Origin of the sequence: Nostoc sp. (assembly GCF_036919575.1) — a bacterium.
In the GTDB taxonomy this organism is placed as follows: Bacteria; Cyanobacteriota; Cyanobacteriia; order Cyanobacteriales; family Nostocaceae; genus Nostoc.
Genome location: NZ_JBALBY010000022.1, coordinates 52,084 through 72,605 on the forward strand (window position 1 = coordinate 52,084; position 20,522 = coordinate 72,605).

General features: G+C 42.5%; 12 protein-coding genes. 4 read left to right on the forward strand and 8 right to left on the reverse strand.

Translation table 11 applies throughout. From position 1 onward, the window contains the following. Positions 1–349 precede the first annotated feature (349 nt). From V7K27_RS07195 to ppsA, 7 genes are all read right to left on the reverse strand, one after another. The gene (locus tag V7K27_RS07195; protein ID WP_334945696.1) at positions 350–1,513 is read right to left on the reverse strand and encodes a hybrid sensor histidine kinase/response regulator; all 1,164 of its coding nucleotides are present in this window, start codon (positions 1,511–1,513) and stop codon (positions 350–352) included. Between the two features lie 12 nt (positions 1,514–1,525). Next, a complete protein-coding gene (locus V7K27_RS07200; RefSeq protein WP_334945697.1) occupies positions 1,526–1,972 on the reverse strand; it encodes a response regulator in 447 nt (148 codons plus the stop codon). Next, a complete protein-coding gene (locus V7K27_RS07205; RefSeq protein WP_334945699.1) occupies positions 1,917–4,223 on the reverse strand; it encodes an ATP-binding protein in 2,307 nt (768 codons plus the stop codon). The genes V7K27_RS07200 and V7K27_RS07205 overlap by 56 nt, the downstream gene beginning before the upstream one ends. Before the next feature lie 383 nt (positions 4,224–4,606). Next, positions 4,607–6,277 (reverse strand): dolichyl-phosphate-mannose--protein mannosyltransferase, encoded by a 1,671-nt coding sequence (locus tag V7K27_RS07210; RefSeq protein WP_334945701.1) that lies wholly within the window; start codon positions 6,275–6,277, stop codon positions 4,607–4,609. A gap of 256 nt (positions 6,278–6,533) precedes the next feature. After that, positions 6,534–6,893 (reverse strand): XisI protein, encoded by a 360-nt coding sequence (locus V7K27_RS07215; RefSeq protein WP_334945704.1) that lies wholly within the window; start codon positions 6,891–6,893, stop codon positions 6,534–6,536. Next, positions 6,863–7,297: an element excision factor XisH family protein gene (locus V7K27_RS07220; protein ID WP_334945706.1), complete on the reverse strand. Its 435-nt coding sequence runs from the start codon at positions 7,295–7,297 to the stop codon at positions 6,863–6,865. The genes V7K27_RS07215 and V7K27_RS07220 overlap by 31 nt, the downstream gene beginning before the upstream one ends. A 39-nt stretch (positions 7,298–7,336) precedes the next feature. Next, positions 7,337–11,077: a phosphoenolpyruvate synthase gene (gene ppsA, locus V7K27_RS07225; protein WP_334945707.1), complete on the reverse strand. Its 3,741-nt coding sequence runs from the start codon at positions 11,075–11,077 to the stop codon at positions 7,337–7,339. Positions 11,078–11,422: 345 nt separating this feature from the next. Here ppsA and V7K27_RS07230 point away from each other — a divergent pair, with 345 nt between their 5' ends. Then, complete coding sequence (locus V7K27_RS07230) at positions 11,423–12,205, forward strand: Uma2 family endonuclease (RefSeq protein WP_334945709.1); 783 nt, start codon at positions 11,423–11,425, stop codon at positions 12,203–12,205. A 512-nt stretch (positions 12,206–12,717) separates the two neighbouring features. Here V7K27_RS07230 and V7K27_RS07235 read toward each other — a convergent pair. Continuing rightward, positions 12,718–14,646: an alpha-amylase family glycosyl hydrolase gene (locus V7K27_RS07235; RefSeq protein ID WP_334945711.1), complete on the reverse strand. Its 1,929-nt coding sequence runs from the start codon at positions 14,644–14,646 to the stop codon at positions 12,718–12,720. A gap of 762 nt (positions 14,647–15,408) precedes the next feature. On the opposite strand from V7K27_RS07235, the gene V7K27_RS07240 reads away from it, so the two are divergent. The 3 genes from V7K27_RS07240 (at position 15,409) to V7K27_RS07250 (ending at position 20,179) form a co-directional block, all read left to right on the forward strand. Continuing rightward, positions 15,409–16,461 carry a hypothetical protein gene (locus tag V7K27_RS07240; RefSeq protein ID WP_334945713.1) on the forward strand — a complete coding sequence of 351 codons (1,053 nt, stop codon included), beginning with the start codon at positions 15,409–15,411 and terminating at the stop codon, positions 16,459–16,461. 530 nt (positions 16,462–16,991) lie between these two features. Beyond that, positions 16,992–18,851, forward strand: coding sequence for a protein kinase domain-containing protein (locus V7K27_RS07245; protein ID WP_334945715.1), 1,860 nt, complete (start codon positions 16,992–16,994; stop codon positions 18,849–18,851). Positions 18,852–19,147: 296 nt separating this feature from the next. Next, complete coding sequence (locus tag V7K27_RS07250; protein WP_334945717.1) at positions 19,148–20,179, forward strand: VOC family protein; 1,032 nt, start codon at positions 19,148–19,150, stop codon at positions 20,177–20,179. Positions 20,180–20,522: the final 343 nt, after the last annotated feature.

Consider the following 20,522-nt stretch of genomic DNA (forward strand, 5'->3'; position numbering starts at 1 on the left):
ACGTCACCGTAAAAGGGATTGGGAATTACGGAATAACGAACCGCAGAGGGGCAGAGAAGCCAGTGCGTTCCGGGGGTGGAGGAGTTTGTAGCAACTGGCGCGGCACGGAGAAATCAGAGTTTGAGAGATATTTTGCGTAAGTCCTAACATTGAAAAATTTAGGACTTACGCACTGTACAAATTCATCGTGATGTGAGTTAACAAAAATAGGTTGTTTCAGGCTTTTCTTGATTATCCTTTGATCGTAAGTAGACCATGCTCTTTCAAAGTCAAGCCTCTATTTCTATATCAGTGAAAAATTGACTAATTATGCAAAACGCATAATAGTTTTAAAGCATCCTCTAACAACTTAAATTATGATCAAAGGGAGGGTGACAGTAAATGTCGTGCCTACTCCAACTTGACTATTAACTACAATTTCGCCGCCGTGTGCTTCCACAGACTTTTTGGCGATCGCTAGCCCCAAGCCGGTACCAGGAATCATTCCCACATTCTCCGCACGTTGGAAAGGCTGAAACAGTCGCTTTTGGTCTTCTTCAGGAATGCCAATTCCCCAATCTTGAATTCGGAAAATTACTGTTTTTTCTTGACCAATTAGTTCAAAGCGCACTACGCCATCTGGTAGTGAATACTTAATAGCATTGGTAAGTAAATTGCACAAAATGTGCTGTAGCAAGCTTTTATCCCATAGTGCTTCGCCTAATTGCCCAAAACTGGCGAATACCAAAGTCAGATGGTTCTCGCCTGCCATTAATCGAACTTCTTCGACTAGTTGGCGGCAAAAAGCTTCTAAATCTAAGTGGATGAGTTCAGATCGCAGTCTACCAGAATCAGCTTTACCAATGAATGAAACTTCATCTAATAGCTGCGCCATGTTTTTGATCGACGAGCGAATTATTTGCAAATGATTCAGTTTTTTCTCTTTGGTCAATTTTTCGTCGTAGTTTTGTAGCAATCCAGCAGCCAAGAGAATAGTATTTAGGGGATTGCGGATGTCATGGGAGAACATCGAGACAAATTCAGATTTGAACTGGTTGAGTTCATTGGCTTTCAGCAGTTCAGCAGTTCGTTCTTCAACCCGAATTTGTAACGCTTCGTTGACCGTGCGTAATGATTCTAAAAGCTGCTTGCGCTCGATCGCATAACGCAGGGAACGAACCAATACATCTGGATTTACCTGGCGCTTGATTAGATAATCTTGTGCGCCCTGTCGCACTGCTTCAATTGCCAATTCTTCGTCATTTGTATTGGTTAGGACAACAATCGGTATGCTTGGGGCTTGACCAATCAGAGAAGGCAGAGATGACAATCCTTCGCTGTCAGGTAGAGTTAAATCTAACAAAATAACATCATAATTACACTCAGTTAGTTCCTCAAGTCCTTCCCCCAATCGCTTCACATGAACCAGAGTAAACTCTTGGAACTGGGCTTGCATCAAAAACTCTTGTAACAACCTAGCATAAGCTAGGTTATCCTCAATTAACAAGATTTTTACTAAGTAGTTCGCAACCATAATCTTCGGGTTTTACTCCAATGGCAGAGTCACAATAGAGAGCCAAAAATCTTCAATACTCTTAACGATTTGGAATAACTGATTAAGGTTGCGGGATTTAGTGATATAGCAATTCACATGCAAGTTGTAACTCTCAATAATATCATCCTCATTTTTTGAGGTTGTTAAGACAACAACTGGAATCCGTTTTAGTGCTGGGTCAGTTTTAATTTCCGCCAGCACTTCTCTACCATCTTTCTTGGGCAAATTCAAATCTAGGAGGATGAGGTCAGGGCGCGGTGCATTAGCATATTCCCCTTCTTGGCGTAAATAAGCCATAGCATCTATGCCATCCCTGACTGTGACAACCTCGTGTGGCACTGAACTATTTTTCAACGCCTCTTGAATTAAGCGAATGTCGGCTTTATTGTCCTCGACCAAAAAAATCATTTTGTGTTTTTCTCCCCTTTCTACGCTCAAGTTCACGTCCTCCAACTGGAATAGTAAAGTAGAAGGTTGCGCCTTCACCCAGTATTGACTCTACCCAGATCCGCCCTCGGTGGCATTCGACAATCTTCTTACAGATGGCTAAACCCATACCTGTACCGATATATTCATCTCGTGTGTGTAGGCGCTGAAAGATCACGAAAATGCGATCGCTAAATTGTGGGTCAATGCCAATACCATTATCCTGAACTGAAAACAGCCATGCATCTTCTATCCTTTGTGCCCCCAGATGGATTTGTGGCGGCTGTTCACTGTGGAACTTAAGGGCGTTACCGATGAGGTTTTGGAATAGCTGCATCAGTTGGGTGTTGTCAGCCATCACAGTTGGTAAGGCGTCGTGGGTGATCGTCGCCCCAGTTTCATTAATGCGTTGACGCAAATTGCCCAGCGCCCGATCTAAGGTTGTTTTTACCTCGGTCATTTGAAATGCGATCGCCTGCATATCCACTTTCGAGTATGCCAGCACGTCATCAATCAAAGTCTGCATCAGGCTAACTCCTTCTACAGCATAGCTGATAAACTCCTGGGCTTCTTCGTCGAGTTGTTCGCGATAGCGCATCTCCAACAGCTGCACGTAATTCACAACTTGATTAAGAGGTTCTTGCAAGTCATGGGAGGCGACGTAGGCAAACTTTTTCAGGTCTGCGTTAGAACGTTCTAAATCCTGCGCTAACTGGGCAAGTTCATCGGCTTGACGTAGCACAATATTGACAATTGCTTTCCGCAGTTCCAATGCTGCTTTAACTTCTACATCTTTCCAAGGTAAAGATGTTAAGTGAACCGTTTCTTTCCACAGTTCAAATGATTTACGTGGACATAAACTGACATTTCCTTCTGAGTGGCTAACTTCAAACGCCTGATTAGGATCGCCACCCCAATTTACAGTTTGAATTACTTCCGGTCGAAACCACAAAACATAATTACGCTTGGCGATGGGAATAGCTAATAAACCGCTAGCGACGTTTTTAAAACTTTCGGCATCTGGATAAATTTGTGGCAAAGAATTTGTATGGAATACTTCTTCCTCAACGTTATTCTTCAGCCATTGAAGTAAAAAATTCAGGTCTTCTTCTTTAGGTGTTTCACCAACTAACGTGCAATTTCCCCCAAAACACACGGCTGCACCTTGAGCGTTAGCCAAATCTAAAAGATTTTGGGGGTTTTTAACTAAACCATCAATAAAGTTTTCGTCTTGAGACATATATTCAATTAAGAGTGATTGAATATGTGTCAGATTTATCTGGCGATCGTGGTCTTCTGTCTCTTCTCTAGCTGAGATTTCAGCAAATATTAATCGCCCCAAAAATTCGCAAGCTTTACGCAATTCGTAGGAAATATATTTAGGGGACTGATGATGACAAGCAATTAGCCCCCAGAGTTTTTGGTCTTTAATTAAAGAGATAGTAAGCGTTGCCGCAACACCCATATTATGCAAGTACTCGATGTGACAGGCAGCAGCACTTCTGAGGATAGAGTTGGTTAAATCAATCGGGCGATCGCTAATTGGATTATTGACAGGAAAAACTTGTACTGGCTCACAATAAGAATCCGGGATGATTCTAATCGAATTGACAGCGAATAATTTTTTCGCTGGTTTGGGAATATCTGACTCTGGGTAATGCAGTCCTAAGTATGGTTCTAGGCTTTCTAGTTTTTCTTCAGCGACAACAGAACCATGTCCATCATCATCAAATTTATATAGCATTACCCTGTCAAATTCCGTTATTTTCCGAACTTCTTCAACGATAACTTGACAAAATTCCCGGAAATTTGATGTTTTTTTTAGTTGATTTATGGAACCTTGAGCTAGATGATAAAAGCTTAAAAATGGAATAGTTTCCTGAGTAATAGCGGGTTCTAATTCCATAATTAAAAATCCCTCTTCATTGCGGTGAAATACTGCATCAAATACGATGTAATCATCACCCGTTTTTCGCACCCAAACTTTGGTGGAATTGATTAAATCAAGATTTGTCCCGGATAGCCCTGTTTTAATTCTCTCTATTTGGAATGGGTCGAGTAAATCTTCTAGTTTTTTTTGTAACATAGTTTCGGCAGTGATTCCGAAAATATTTAACGCATTAGTGCTAACTTGTAATATTTTTAGCTCAGGCTCCTCCAAGACTAACAAGACACCATGAGGCTGAATTTGACTAGAAAGATGAATCGATGCCTCTTTTAAGCTAATTAAATTAATACCTGGCAATTCTAAGTTCATTTTCATGACGATCCTCCTCTATTGTTCAGGAGCATCAAAACTAGGTATGTATAATAACGGAGAATGATAAATGCAAAAAGTTTTATAATTTCTCATTCATTATTTTTACTTAATATCTAATTCACCATGCCCTGGTGTTACGTTTTGCAGCTTTAATATTATCTGCTAGCGCTTTGAACAGTCTAACAGTAATTAAAGCTACATAGTGATAAGAAATGTGAAAACAATGTATTAAGCAAATCTATATATATGTATCTATATTAACTTGAGAAATTAGTTAGGAGTTTGGAGAGACGCGATTAATCGCGTCTGTACAATTAGGAGTTATTATTCTTCCGATACCCCATGCCCAATGCCCAATGCCCAATGCCCAATACCACTTTATTTAATTAAATCCAAGAGTTGAACCACATTCGCAGCTTATAACCGTTAGGGGAGAGAGGTAAACCCAAATAAATGGGCATCCAGAAGATAAAAGCAACCAGAATGATAAAAGTGATAGTGACACCTAGCGCCCGGAGTTGTTGATAATAACTGCGAAGACACTGATCAACAAACCAAGCGATCGCTAAAAATACAAACACCACTGCACACATATAATGGTAAATAAAAGCGCACCTCGTCACCTCTACCCAAGGTAATAGGTTAGCAACATAATTGATAACTAAATACAAAGCAATCCAAGTATCAATACTAAGAGTAGCAGGTACAGAAAAACGCTTTCCCTTCACCCAATGAATTACGACTTGCGACAGCAGCATCCCGACTAAAAACAACATGGCAGCAACACCAAACCACCACAAAAATGGATTGCCCATTGCATGGACATCATAAACAACTTGCCCAGCACCAGCAGGCAAAGGTGGCCCCATCACAGGTAAGCGTTCGGTGATACTTTCAGCCGTTTGATAATAATATGCCATTGGCCGAGTCATTAACGGCCATTTGTACCAAGCAGCACAGTAAGGATGCACATTAGGACTATTGCCACCTAACTGTAAGTGAAACTTCAAAATTTGCTGATGTACTGCAATAAATCCATAGGTTTTATCTAGCTGAAGGTGGGGAATCCAGATGATGCTGTAGATAAAAGCTGGGATAATTCCTAGATAAAACAGCATCTGAAAAATATTTAGCTGAGTTAAGTTTTGTAGTGGTGTCTGAGATGAGGGGGATGAGGGGGATGAGGGGGATGAGGGGGATGGGGGGGATGAGGGGGATGAGGGGGATGAGGGGGATGAGGGGGATGAGGGGGATGGGGGGGATGAGGGAGAATAAGTATTAACTTCTGACTCCTGAATTCTGAATTCTGACTCCTGAATTCTGAATTCTGAATTCTGACTCCTGAATTCTGACTCCTGACTTCTGACTTCTGCCTCCTTCAATGAGGGGGATGTAAAAAAGAGTTTTGGGTTAGGAAAAGAATGTATCAAATGAATTACCCAAGCGGCTATCCAAGTGAGATAAGCACCTGATAGAAACCATAAACCATTCCACTTAGTACCAACTGACGCACCAAAAGTAATGCCAGCAAAAACTAACCAAAAAGAACGCCGCCGATTTTGATTATCTAATGCTAATAATAAAAACCAGTGTCCTAACAAACCAAAGATGACGATATAAATATTACTTAAAGCATAGCGAGACTCAACTAGAAAGATGCCATCACAAGCTGTGAACAAACCTGCAAGCAGTGCAAAGCTACGGCGATAACTTAATTGATAAGCGATCGCAGCCACAACTAAAGGGATAAATGAGCCGGTGAGGGCATTTAACCAACGATAAGTCCAAGGCGATCGCATTGAACCTGTCAGCCCATTTACCGTATCGTGCCAAAAAGGAATATGACTACCAATCCAAATGCCGATACCAATAATATATTGACTTAGCGGCGGATGAGCATTAAAAAATGGCGTATGCGTGAGATAATTATTACCGAATTTAGCAAAGTAAACTTCATCAAATACCAGAGTGTTGAATCGCTCCAATCCCCAAAACCGTAAGGCAACTGAGAGAATAAATACGCTCACCATCCCAATTTGAAACCACTTTTTATTCATTAGTTATTTGTCATTAGTTATTTGTCATTTGTCATTTGTCATTTGTCATTTGTCATTTGTCATTGGTTATCGTCCCTTGTGAGGTACAAGAACCCCACCCCCAACCCCCTCCCCGCTCTTCGAGAGGGGGCTATGATGTACCTTATATGATTAGGAAACGCTATATTTCTCCCTCATCCCCCTCATCCCCCTCATCCCCCTCATCCCCCTCATCTCCCCCACTCCCCACTCCCCACTCCCCACTCCCCACCCCCTACTATGCGATCGCAAATTCGGAATTTTCTCTCAGTTCCTCAGACCGAAATCCCAATACAATCCGATCTTTCGCCACACCAGCCCTAACTAGTTCCATTGCTAGCCCCTCTTCAGTACCATCACGTTGAATCCAAATTTTTCCATCAATAATATCAATGTGAATCATACAGCCATGAACGCGACGAGTCACTGTAGGAGACAAATCATAGGCTGGTTCTCTTCCCAAAATCATCAAGAGATAGCGGTCTTGTTCGCTATCAAAAACTGTTTCAAATTGAATATTGCCAGCGCTGAAGGGGATTTTTGTATGTTCAATCAGAATATTCCGAATCAACTGCCTGTATTCCTCCAAGGTATCCATCTAAAAATAACCTCCTGCTCTAGCTGAAATAGAACAATATTAACTTTGTAATCTTCTACCAAAAGTTTAGCAATTGGCTCATCAAAGATATCGGCGTATACTTCGTCTTGAACGGCGAGATAGAGGACGCGATCGGGATTGGTTCTAGTCATCACAGAGCGGTATGCAAGGTACTGTCCCAATGCGTGTTCGAGAGCGGTCATCTCCGATACGCTGCGAAACGTTTTAATCTCAACGGCTATCTGCTGTCCTTCCTTTTCAGCAGCAATCAATTTTTCTGCACCCAAGTCAACATACATATCCCTTTTTCCCCACTTCAAATGAAAGGGATCGTCGGTAATCGTCCAGCCATCTTTGATTAGGGCATTTTTGACGTTATCGTGGTAGCGGTTTTTAGCTGGCATACATTACTCGAATATTTAACACACTAAAACCCTCTACAATTAAGACTCAGCACTCTCGACTTTTGCCACTTCTAGCATCGTCTTTAAAACGGAATCTGGATTCAGACTAATCGAGTCAATTCCTTGTTCAACCAAAAACTGAGCAAATTCTGGATAGTCGCTGGGTGCTTGTCCACAAATGCCGATTTTGCGATCGCATCTTTTCGCCACTTCTATGGCCATTTTCACCATTCGCTTTACACCCTCACTGCGTTCATCAAATAACCGCGCCACTAACGCCGAATCCCTATCTATCCCCAATGTCAATTGAGTTAGATCGTTGGAACCAATCGAGAAACCATCAAATACCTTAGCAAACTCCTCAGCCATAATTACATTATTCGGTAACTCGCACATCACATAAACCTGCAAGTCGTTAACACCTTGCTTTAAACCATTTTTTGCCATCTCTGCCAAAACTAAACGCCCTTCATCGGGAGTGCGACAAAAGGGAATCATCGGAATCACATTTGTCAAACCCATTTCTTCCCGTACCCGTTTGATGGCATGACATTCTAGGGCAAAAGCTTCTCTGTAACCTTGATCGTAATAACGTGCCGCCCCTCGCCAACCCAACATTGGGTTTTCTTCATGGGGTTCAAACTGTCGCCCACCTAACAAATTAGCATATTCATTACTTTTGAAATCTGACATTCGGACAATTACTGGTTTGGGATAAAATGCCGCCGCAATTCTACCTATACCTTGGGCTAATTTATCTACAAAATATTGGGGTTTATCGTCGTAAAGTGCAGTAATCTCAGCAATTTTAGCTTTCACAAATTCATCTTTTAACAAGTCATAGTGAATCAATGCCATTGGATGAATTTGGATTTGGGTAGCGATGATAAATTCTGTCCGTGCTAAACCTACGCCATCGTTGGGAATTGCTGATAAACTTAATGCTTCTTGGGGATTGCCCACATTCATTAAAATTTGAGTGCGAGTACGGGGTAAGTTCTCTAAAGGAACTTCTTGAACTTCAAAAGGTAATAAGCCTGCATAAACTTTTCCTTCTTCCCCTTCAGCGCAAGAAATTGTTACTTCTTGACCAGGTTTTAAAATTTCCGTAGCATTGCCACATCCCACGATCGCAGGTACACCTAATTCTCGTGCAATAATTGCTGCATGGCAATTACAGACAATCACTGGTGTATATTTACTTGTGAATACAACATAGTTATGATGTTCGGCAACTGTAATATTAAACACATCATCATCAAGAGTATCTTGATCAACTGCAACTACCCGTTGCATCCGAATATCGCCTGCAATTAGTTGATGGAATTTGCCAATTTTCTGTAGTTGTTTGTCAGAAATCAGGAGATTATTATCTCTTCTGAGTTTTATCTGTCCTGTGGCGTTCTCACCAAATAGTTGTTTGGTAGCAAAGAAGCGTGTTTGTATTACTCTATCGCTAACTTTCCCTTTAACTCTATTGGTAAACTGCAATATTTCTGCTAATTTTTCAACCAACTGTACATTGTGTATTCCTCTATTTTTCGTCACTTGAGGAACAGTACCTATTTTTAAACAAGCGACAATTACAGCTTGTAATAGAAGTTCTTCTGACACATATATATGAATGCGATTATTAAAGTAACAGCCATCTCCATCAATTACACCTGCTAGGAAATTATAAGCAACTTCCAAAGAGTTGTTGAGCAATATACTAACAATATTTTGCTCTTTGTCGTACAATTCATGGGCTATTTCTTTAGGGGTAGGACTTACGCATAAGAGATCCCCCAACCCCCTTAAAAAGGGGGCTTTTAAGGTTCCCCCCTTTTTAAGGGGGGATCTAGGTTTCAGGTTTTCAGTGCGTAAGTCCTGAGAAGATGTTTGAAAAGTATTGGGCGAATAGAATAGAGCCTCCGGCACGCTGACGCGTAGCTTGCTTCGACCTAGGAGTACGCTACTAGACAAACAAAGTCCATCTGCGTGGACTAATGAAGAATCAAGAGTTTTTAACCCACGCAGGTGGGTTTTGTCTGTGTAGCTGTGACTTCTAGTCGCCAGGGCTTCTATAAATTGCTTGATGTTTTCTTTTTGAGGCGCATCCAGCTGCGGGATATTTTCTGCTATCACCACCATTTCTTGGGCTGCAAGCATATCTTGAATTTCAGTTTTTAGATATTCGCCATCTCTAATATTAATCATTTTGTGATCTGGAGTCAGGCGCAAGCAGTTGTCAGTAACTCTACCTGTTTGAGAGACGCTAATACTAATCATTTTTGATTGTCTTTTCATCGAATCAAGAATTGGTTGCCACTCTATTTGGTTTGTCTGGGTATTTAATGATAGAGTTAGCAAACCTTCATAACCTTGCTCATAAATCTCACGCAAGGTCATAAAACCTTTATTGGTTAAAACCTTTGTTTTTCCATCAAAGCAGGTGCGCCCCCCAGAATTGGTGACAATTGCACTAGCACGTTTCATAATTGGTTCCCAATCGGGGTCAGTTCTCTCTGTCACCAAAACTTCCCCGGCTTTGAACTGTCCGAGTTTCTGAACATCTAAAATTAGGCGTGCTTTTCCTTGACTAATTGCTTCTCCAATCGCCCGCCCAGTAATTAGAGGGGTTGGAGATTGAGAAGATTTTTCTCCAGTCCCTAGTCCCCAGTTGCCAGTTTCCAATAACAACCGATAACTCCGCAATATATTTCCCGTCCTCTGCGACTGGACGGTTTCGGGACGCGCTTGCACAATAAAAAGTTGGTTAGTAATTCCATCTTTTGCCCACTCAATATCCATTGGGGTGGAAATGCCGTGGATTTGGGAATAATGGTCTTCAATTAAACACGCCCAACTTGCTAATTGTAAAATCTCTTCATCACTCAGGGCGAATTTACCTTTTTCACTGGCCGGAACAGCTACATTTTTCGTAAATTTGGAACCGTCATCATAAATCATTTTCAGTTCTTTACTGCCCAGTTTTTTATCGATAATTGGGCGGAAACCTGCTTTTAAAGTTGGTTTAAAAACATAATATTCATCGGGATTTACAGACCCTTGGACAACGTTTTCCCCTAAACCGTAGGCGGCTGTAATCAGTGCCGCATCCTTAAATCCGGTTTCTGTGTCAATGGAGAACATCACCCCAGAGGTTGCTAAGTCAGAACGCACCATTTTTTGCACGCCAACGGCAAGAGCAATGCTAAAATGGTCAAATCCCTTGGTGTGGCGATAAGAAATGGCGCGATCGGTAAATAGGGAAGCAAAGCATTTATGACAAGCTGCTAAAACTCCTTCGGCACCAACAACGTTGAGGTAAGTTTCCTGCTGTCCGGCAAAACTAGCATCGGGTAAGTCTTCGGCAGTGGCGCTAGAACGAACTGCCACATCTGTCTCTGCGTTGTATCGTTCACAAAGACTATGGTAGGCTGTAGCGATCGCCTCTCGCAATTCTACAGAAAATGGGGTGTGGATTAATAGCGATCGCGCTTTTTTCCCTCGTTCTCGTAAATTTTTGACATCTTCAACATCCAAGTCTGCAAAGAGTTGGCGGAGCTTTGCTTCTAAACCTGCTGATTGGATAAAATAACGATAAGCATAAGCAGTGGTGGCAAATCCGCCGGGAACGTTAATACCTTTGGGCGTTAGCTGTTGAATCATTTCCCCCAGTGAGGCATTTTTACCACCAACTACAGGGATATCAGCAATACCAACTTCATCAAACCAGAGAATGAGCGATCGCTCTTTGGCAGATTGAGATAAAGTGCTTGTAGATACTGTAGTCATCTGTATTACCTCTTGAGTTGATGTTCAGTCTCTGAGTACTTAAACAGTTGACAGTTGTCAATTGTCAATTGTCAACTGTTTAAGCCGTGCTGTACTAGTATATTTTTCCCTTGTTTAATTTTAGTGTTTGTAGCAACTGTATTGGAGAGTAAGCTAAACGTAGCTAAATTGAAACAAAAACCTCAAAGAGTCCTGACTTTAATCCCTCTCCTTACTAAGGAGAGGGACAGGTTTTGCGTAGCAGAACCAGGGTGAGGTTTCTTGAGGCTACCGCCCACAACGCTATAATTAAAGCCAAGCAAGTCTTGTGTCAACTGGATAACTACCGCCCAGGAAACCGATTCTATGTCACCGGAAATCACCACCGAAGTAATAAATCCTACAACCGACATTCTGGACTGGCAACCCCCCATGCCACCCACAGATTTAATCTTTGATGACGGAGAACCCTTGGAAACTAACCGCCACCGCGTCGCCATGAATCTGTTGATTCGTTCCCTTAAGCATCACTGGGCAGAACGCACCAACTTTTTCACAGGCGGTAATATGTTTGTCTACTACAGTAGCAAGCAAGCCCGCAATCAAGATTTTCGGGGGCCAGATTTTTTTGTAGTGCTGGATGTCGATAGCAATCCAACGCGGTTAGGCTGGGTAGTATGGGAAGAAGAGGGACGCTACCCCGATGTGATTGTTGAGTTGTTGTCCGACTCCACAAAAGCAGTAGATTTGGGAGCAAAGAAGCACTTATACGAACAGGTGTTTAAAACAAAAGATTATTTTGTGTTTCATCCGTTGCAGCCCAATTCTTTGCAGGGATGGCACTTAAATACAGATATAGGCTATCAAATATTGTCCCCAAATCCTCAAGGTTGGTTATGGTGTCAGACGTTGGGGCTATGGTTGGGTACTTGGCAAGGCAAAGTGGAAGATGATGCTGCTATCTGGTTAAGGTTTTATGACGAAGCAGGCAATGTGGTGTTATTGCCTGAGGAAGGAGAACGACATCGCGCCGATGCCGAACAACAACGCGCCGATAGTGAACAGCAACGTGCTGATGCCGAACGACAACGCGCCGAGCGATTAGCACAGCGATTGCGAGACTTGGGAGAAGATCCAGATCAATTGTAATATGGTTCGGTTAAGGTGTATAGGCACTTATTGATCCCCCTTAGTCCACGCCAGGTCCTTACCTCACCCTCAATCCCTCTCCTTATAAAGGAGAGGGAAGCTAGATACAGGATGAAGTTTTGCATTTTATTTAATCTACGTTCCTAAGAAACATCACGACATGTCTCATGAACATCACGATATGTCTCATGAACATCACGACATCTCTCATGAACATCACGATATGTCTCATGAACATCAGGACATGTCTCATGAACATCACGACATCTCTCATGAACATCACGACATCTCTCATGAACATCAGGACATGTCTCATGAACATCAGGACATGTCTCATGAACATCACGACATGTCTCATGAACATCACGACATGTCTAAGAGGTTGTTTGAAAAACCAACTTAGAATACCCACTGACAACCCCGAAGTAACGTCTCCCCAGATAACCTATAAATAATGAAGAGTGAAGAATCAAAATTTTAATCCTTCACTCTTCATAAGTCATTCGATATTTCTAAGATTCTCTTCCCGATGCCCACCTATCACGCCATTTAACAGTACCTTCTTTCGCAATCACCCAACGGCGATTTACGAGATTTTCCCGCAGAGGCGATCGCCCTTCCCGCCACATGGCATATTTAAAAGTAATCAGCTTACCGGTACTCTCATCAAAAGGAATCTCGGCAGACCAAGTATTTGAGTTGATATACTCTAAAGGATATGCTTTACTGATATCCCAGTTACCCAACTCTGGGCAATCTCCTGTCACCACAATGATTTCACCGGGTTGGGTATCCACGCCATTCAGTTGCACGCGCACAATCGTCTGAGCTTTTATCCGTTCACCAACGTGGCTGAAAACAAGCACTCCCCGTTCTTCTAATACTAAGTCATAAATCTTGCCGTCTTTCACCTCATACTTGTTGCGAGTCACTACGCAGGTATGTTCGCCATCGGGTAATTCTGTTTCTACTTCTGGTAAGGTAACTTCTCCTCCCCGGTTTAAAGCGACAAAACACACAGAGTCACGATAGCGACGCACATAACAGTAAACGTCGGCTGTTAAGTATTTTTGCCAGTGGCTACCCATTGAGACGGCGGGATTCAGTCGCCGTAAGCCAGACAGCAACCTGATGCAACGATAAATCTCGCTCTCAGTATCCCAATTTTCCATCATTGGGCGGTTATACGGGTCGTTACCGCCATCGGTGTCGTTATGCAGATATTGTTCTGTACCGTAGTAAATGCAGGGAATGCCGCGAGATGTCATAATTAAGGCGATCGCTACCTTCAACATCGCTGGATCGGGGTTCAGCGATTGAAAGCGGGACATATCATGGTTATCGATGAAGGTAACTAACTCAGTTGCCCCGTTGTAGCGATAATCTTGGTCAAAAATGTATTGAATTGTTTGGAATCCGTTTTCTGAACCTTGCGCTAGTGCGGCTCGAATTGCCACGCACAAACCAAAGTCTAGAAGTGTCATGCCTGAGTGGTTAACAAATTCCACGGAGCGATCATCATTAGGATTACTGTAAATCCATTCACCAAAAATAAATACATCTGGTTTGTGATTGGTCATCTCGCCAGTGAATTCTTGCCAAAACCAGATGGGCATGTGCTTGACAGTATCCACCCGCAGTGCATCTACACCCCGGTCTAGCCATTGTTTGATTGCTGACTTAATATACTCCCGATATTCCGTATTGTTTTCATTGAAGGTTGCTAGACCAGATAGTTCACAATTTTGTACTTGCCAATCGTCTTCCCAGTTTTGCACTTCGCCATAGTGGTGATACCAATTATTGACATCATCATTGAAGTCAGCAATTTTGACGCCATCATCATATAATTCGCCTTTACTACCGCTAGTATCAGGGCTACTATGGTTGCAGACAATATCTAGCACTAGCTTCATATTCCGCTTGTGCAGTTCTGTAATTAACCGATCAAAGGTGGTATTTTTTTCTTCTTGGGTGGCGTTTAAAGAAGGGTTTTCTCCCTCAGCGATGTAGCGAGGATTAATCCGCTTAAAGTCTTTTGTCCAATAGCCATGCATTGCCGCATTGCTAATAAATAACTCTTCTACCTGCTCGAACAGTGGAGTTAGCCAAAGGGCAGTCACGCCCATGTTTTTAAGATAATCTAATTTATCGATGACCCCTTGCAAGTCGCCACCCCAGTACTTACCCCACTCTTGTCTAGTTGGATCGTACAGTTCTGAGTTTGCACCTTCGCTATTATCTGGATCGCCATCATAAAAGCGATCGACCACAGCAAAGTAAATGGTTTCCTGACGAAATTCAATATCTCTGGTATAAAGAAATTCTAAATCAATCTCAGTTTCTGATGGTGGTGTTTCTATAATAGCTTCTACTTTTTCTTGTGCAGAATCAACTTTGTATTGCTCTGGTGAAAACTGAGATGGAGGGGTTTGTACCATAAAAAAACTCAAAATTTCATGTAATTGACACTTGTAGAACAACAGTACAATGTTTCGAGTATTGTGTGTTGCTACAAACTTTGCTATTGTGACATCCGGCCCACGGTGTAGGTATCTATCGCTAGCTGGTTTATAATTCTATCGATAGATATAATTCATCTGCTAGAGGATAAATCCAATTCGCAATAGAGCCTCCGGCACGCTACGCGGTTTTCATGCCCAAAGGGCTGTACGCAATTCGCAATTACAGCTATTTTCAGGTAAATAGACCAAGCGGTAGGGGCACAGCAATGCTGTGCCCCTACGACAGATGTGCTTCAAATACATGATTTCTGCTGTAAACAAGTCCCTCGTTCCCACGCTCTGCATGGGAATGGCTGATTTGAGGCTCTGCCTCCAGTTAAATATTGGTCAGAATTGAGTCAGAGACTCAATGAATGCATTCCCATACAGAGTATGGGAACGAGGGAAACGAGGAATATACTTCCGACTTCCGACTTCTTTAACAGTAATTGCTTGATCACAAAAATTTACAATATCTTGTGAAAGTAACTTGCGGTAAATATTGAGCCTAGCTAGTGTTTAAGTGTATATTTGACAACAGATTTTACAACAGTCAACAAGGTTTCGTTACGCCTGAGCAATACTGAGTAAACCATGTGTTAGCCAACTTTTTCTCTAGAAGATTCGCCCTATTGGTAAACTGACCATTGTCACTTTCAATCTGTTATTACTATAAAACAATTAATTCAGGTAGCAATTATGACCAAATATGACAAGGTTTTTAACTCACCAAAGACATCAGAGGAATCACTAAGTCCAGAGGAAGCTGTGGCAGCGATCGCAACTGTCACTGCGATCGCTGATTCATCTATTGACGATGTAGATGCAGAAAGTTTAGCAGGTATCCTCTGGGAATTTGAGGTCTTTGAGGAATACTCTGAAGATGAAATCACAGAAATAGTTGATCGACTCATCGGCATTGCAGAAGAAGAGGGAATTGGGCCTTTGTTTAATGTCGCCAAAGTATCTCTCTCAGATGAATTAGTGCTGGATGGTTTTGCAGCTGGGGTGATAGTGCTTTTAGACGATGACCTCGCCATCCCGAAATCGAAACAACCCTACCTCAAAAAGCTACAAGCAGCCTTGCAACTGGAGGATGAAGAAGCAGAAGAAATTATTAAGGAGGTAATTGCCGCCTTTAAAGAAGCAGAAAATGAAGAATATGCTGACGATGACGAAGATGAAACAGTAGTCATTGAAGATTTTAATGAACAGACATATCAATCCCTTTTAGGTAATTTTACGGTACCGATTCCGGTTGATCCGCAGCAGGGCGGTAGAATTCAAAGCCAGGAAGGGGTAGTTGGTTTTTCTGATGACATCGGTACTTTGCTAAGAATCGATTATTATCCTTTCCCGCTAGAACAGTTAGAGGAACTGGAATCTGTTGGACAAGAAGAATATTTACAAACAATCTTGGTAGAGAAGTATGTACCGCAAGCGATTTTTGCGAATGTACCAGATGCTTCTGTGGAGTATACCGAATATTTGTCAGATACTTTGCGAGGCGCTTACTACGTGTTAATTGATATGCCCAAAGGTTCGACGATTTCTAAGCAAGAAAATAATGGAACTGCGATCAGGTTAGACGCTTACCGAGGGCTGCTCACCTTTATCAGGGGTGAATTTTTGTATATAGTTAGTAATCAGCACAGCTTTATTAACGGCGAAACTCCCGATTCTGTTGAAGAAGAAGCCGAAGACATCAAGGAGAGTATTTTAGAGTTTGTTGAGACTATAGAGTTCACTTAGTCAACTTACAGCAGAAATCGTCTATTTGAACCACATCTGTGGTAGGGGCACAGAAAAAGCTCATTGGTGTCAATTTAAGTTCAAATGCTTATCCCACAGGCATTTTACCCCACCCTAACCCTCCCCTTAGAAAGGGGAGGGAACTGGATTTATTTTTCCCCCCTTTCTAAGGGTACGGTGTATACACAAGTCTGAAGTAGCTGATTCACCAAGGTTTTACCCCACCCTAACCCTCCCCTTTCTAAGGGGAGGGAACTGGATTTATTTTTCCCCCCAATCCATCGGGGGGATTAAGGGGGGTAATTCGACTTGTGTATACACAGCGAGGAGGGGCTAAGATGTAACTTATGTAATTAGGAAACGCTATAAACGGATTGGTTCTACCAATAAACTATTGGGAACGGATGGCGTTCTGAATTCAGTCATCAACCCAACTGATGTACATTTGGAATGGGCGATGTCTGACGACAAGCCTGGAGAAAACAGGAAGTCTCCGACTCCGCACTGGGTGTCTACCCTTGTAATTTTTCATGACAATAACCCTGCTGAACAATCGCTATCAAGTTATTCAGGTAATCGGCGCTGGTGGGTTTGGCGAAACCTTTCTCGCAGAAGATGTCCACATGCCTTCTCGCCGTCGCTGTGTGATCAAGCAACTCAAACCGATAACTAATAATGACCCGCAAACCTACCAACTTATTCAACAACGGTTTGAACGGGAAGCCGCAACTTTGGAGTATTTGGGTGAAAGTAGTCACCAAATTCCTAAACTCTATGCCTACTTTTCTGAGAACGGGCAGTTTTATCTCGTCCAAGAATGGATTCACGGCCAAACCCTGACAAAAATTGTCGAAGCCAAAGGATTTGAGAGTGAAACTGCTGTTCGGCAAATTCTCCTGAGTCTGCTTTCAGTCTTAAATTATGTTCACAGTAAAGGCATTATTCACCGGGATATCAAGCCAGATAATATCATTCTCCGTTCTATTGATGGCAACCCCGTTTTGATTGATTTTGGTGCAGTTAAAGAAACAATCCGTTCAGTGGTGAGTTCTCCAGGATATCCTACACGATCGCTCGTCATTGGTACGCCTGGGTATATGCCTAGCGAACAAGCCGTTGGCCGCCCAGTTTACGCCACTGATATCTATAGCTTAGGTTTAACGGCGATTTATCTGCTGACTGGTAAATACCCACAAGAACTACAAACTGATCCCAAAACTGGGGAAATACTTTGGCACCAGTACGCCCCTAACGTCTCTTCTCAATTTGCGGCGGTACTCAATCAAGCAATTAAGCCTCAAGCTAGCGATCGCTACAGCACTGCTAGTAAAATGTTATATGCCTTACAGTCTGCTAGTAATATACCTCCTGAGTTAGCTGCAAATACTTCCACAGTCATTTCTTCTCCCACTGCTGCATCGACTCGACAAACCCAGCCATTATATTCCCCGCCAAAGAATTCTGCGTTAGCCCGGCCTGCCTCTGGGGGAAACTGGCAAAAATCGGCTGTGATTGTTGGTAGTTTGGTGATCGGTAGTATGCTTGGTGCGATCGCAATTTCTAGCATGACTCGTCAGCAACAACCAGAAACAATTATTGCCACAAATCCGACGCGATCGCCAGAATCTTTGCCTACAACTCCTGCATCTCCCGAACCGCCTGTTTCTTCCCAAACCTCTCCAGTTCCAGTTGTACCCACCTCACCCCCACAACAGCCAGTAATTCCCGAACCTTTGCCAACCTATAAGCCCCCAGTTGTATCCACACCACAGCCAGAAAAAGAACCTGTAACTTCCAATACTCCAGCAGCAGTACCAGTATTCACACCACAGCCAGAACCAGAGAAGAAAACGATACCTGCTGGGGACAATATCAACGCAACTCCCACACCAGAAGCGCGTTCCACACCACAGAAGAAACCGCGCAGTAAATTAGCTGCTACTACCAGCAGAGAAAGCGTTCCCGCATTCCCTACAGGCACAGCAAGAAACATTGTAGAAGCTACCCTCGGCAAACCAAATCAAGACTTAAGAGGCGCATGGGGCAAAACCCGTGCTGTCGTTTACAAACTTGTGCCAGACAAAATTGACCTTGGCTACTTATTTGATCGTAATACTAAAGTGCTGCGTCAAACAGAAGTATCTTTTGCCGAATCGGTAGATCCGCAGGTAATGGAAACTACCTTGAATGGATTGTTAGATGGGCAAGCCACTGAAGAAATTAAGCAGGGACTCAAACAGGTACAACAGCGCCAGTCAGATAATTTTCGTTTTCAGAATGGCTCAGTCAAGGGTCAGATTATCCGCCAAGAATGCGATTTTATTTACATCAGCATTTGGGATGCAGACTTACATGACTTTGTGAGTCCATCGATAGGCAAAAGGTGTTAAAACAAGTCGCAAGTCGCAAGTCGCAAGTCGCAAGTAAAGCAAAAATTAAAGCCTCTCCTCGCTTCGGGGAGAGGAATGGAAGCGGGGTTCCAAGAATAAGTTGCACATCGCGTTATACCATTTCTTTGTAAAGCTGCGCCAAACCCTTTCAACTTCTTTCTTTCTTTCTTTCTTTCTTTCTTCGCGTCCTTTGCGTCCTTTGCGGTTCGTTTTTCTTTCTTCTACTTAAATATGGTTTAGCGTATCTTCATACAGAATTGGTATTAGATTCTAAACGAGGAAACTCAGCACTCATTATGACTCAAGAACAACAAATCGCAATTGAAGGTATTTATGAAGCTTGTATCGGCATCCCAGAGCCAATTTCTGCAATTCAGTATTGGGAGCAATTTGGCTATCGCATTGGTGAAGTGGGCGAATTAACCGCAGATGTAGCCCATCAATTATATGGGGTGAATTCATCTTTACGCTCAATCCGCCTCTATCACCAAAATGCAGATCATGGTTTGATTCGGCTGATGGTTTGGCAAAACCCCACCCATGAAGGTTTGGGAATTGCATCGATGAAAATTAAGGGAAATCGTTGGGCGACAACCTTAACGGCGGATGTTTTAAATATTTTAAATCATATCGAGGATGCAAAAGCCACAGGTTTACCTATTAGGCACTCTAAGCCTTATTGGGAAGTCATTTACAACAAAGAGAGAAAAAGCCGTCCTTTTATTGAGCCAGCCGTTGGTGTGCGAGAAATGCTGCTACTCCAACCCTTAGCTCGACAACTTTTATTTCAACGGTTTGGCTATACATTACCGCATTACGGACAAGTTAATCATAATGCTGCTCTCAAGACTAGTCAGTTTACCCATATGGGGATTATCGTTCAAGATGACAGCAAAGAAACCCTGAAGTTTTATGAAGAAGTTTTGGGTTTGCTGCGTGTGCGTGATGATGTCGAAACTAGCTATGAATCTTCGCCAGCAGGTCGAGATATTTTTGACCTTAACCCTGGTGAAAAGTTTATTGTCACTACCTTTGATGATCCCCGTTCTTCTAAGTCTGACTTGATGGCTGCACGCAGTGGTAGACTTTATATCATTCGATTCCCAGAAGAGATTAATTTAGAATCGCGCTTTGAAGCAGCCCAACCAGGTAGCTTAGGTATGTCTTTATATACCTATCGTGTTAAGGGAATACAGGAGTATTGCGATCGCATCAAGGCAAGTACTGTACAAAAAGTTACAGACATCATTCATAATGAATTTGGCGAGACAAGTTTTTCTTTTGTTGCGCCAGATGGCTACTTCTGGACTTTGCTAGAAGGTTTTTAACCGTCCTTTTAACCTTAAGTTGACTAGCTAGATATACTAAAATAAGTAAGTATAAAGGCATTTTGAGAAAGCAATATGCCTTTTTACTTGCTGAATCTACCGAAATGAGTAAGCAAACAGGCATTTTGAGAAAGTCTCCTTCCCAGTCTCCGACTCTTAATGCATTCCGAGGGGGCTGCCGCCTCAAGACTTGCGGCAGAGCCGCAATTGAAGAGCGTTTCTAGCCAGAGGCTAGAAACGAGGTTTGAAAAGGGTTTTGGCTTAAGTTGACACCAATGGTGAGGACACCCATCCCACAAGAAAATTTGGGATGTTTTTTTATTTGTCAGTCCCTGATCTGCCG

What these genes read in the sequence shown, in the direction of transcription:
- V7K27_RS07195 (WP_334945696.1), bottom strand. Translation starts at nt 1,513, where the DNA reads ATGGTTGCGAACTACTTAGTAAAAATCTTGTTAATTGAGGATAACCTA.
- V7K27_RS07205 (WP_334945699.1), bottom strand. Translation starts at nt 4,223, where the DNA reads ATGAAAATGAACTTAGAATTGCCAGGTATTAATTTAATTAGCTTAAAA.
- V7K27_RS07210 (WP_334945701.1), bottom strand. Translation starts at nt 6,277, where the DNA reads ATGAATAAAAAGTGGTTTCAAATTGGGATGGTGAGCGTATTTATTCTC.
- V7K27_RS07215 (WP_334945704.1), bottom strand. Translation starts at nt 6,893, where the DNA reads ATGGATACCTTGGAGGAATACAGGCAGTTGATTCGGAATATTCTGATT.
- V7K27_RS07220 (WP_334945706.1), bottom strand. Translation starts at nt 7,297, where the DNA reads ATGCCAGCTAAAAACCGCTACCACGATAACGTCAAAAATGCCCTAATC.
- ppsA (WP_334945707.1), bottom strand. Translation starts at nt 11,077, where the DNA reads ATGACTACAGTATCTACAAGCACTTTATCTCAATCTGCCAAAGAGCGA.
- V7K27_RS07230 (WP_334945709.1), top strand. Translation starts at nt 11,423, where the DNA reads ATGTCACCGGAAATCACCACCGAAGTAATAAATCCTACAACCGACATT.
- V7K27_RS07235 (WP_334945711.1), bottom strand. Translation starts at nt 14,646, where the DNA reads ATGGTACAAACCCCTCCATCTCAGTTTTCACCAGAGCAATACAAAGTT.
- V7K27_RS07240 (WP_334945713.1), top strand. Translation starts at nt 15,409, where the DNA reads ATGACCAAATATGACAAGGTTTTTAACTCACCAAAGACATCAGAGGAA.
- V7K27_RS07245 (WP_334945715.1), top strand. Translation starts at nt 16,992, where the DNA reads ATGACAATAACCCTGCTGAACAATCGCTATCAAGTTATTCAGGTAATC.
- V7K27_RS07250 (WP_334945717.1), top strand. Translation starts at nt 19,148, where the DNA reads ATGACTCAAGAACAACAAATCGCAATTGAAGGTATTTATGAAGCTTGT.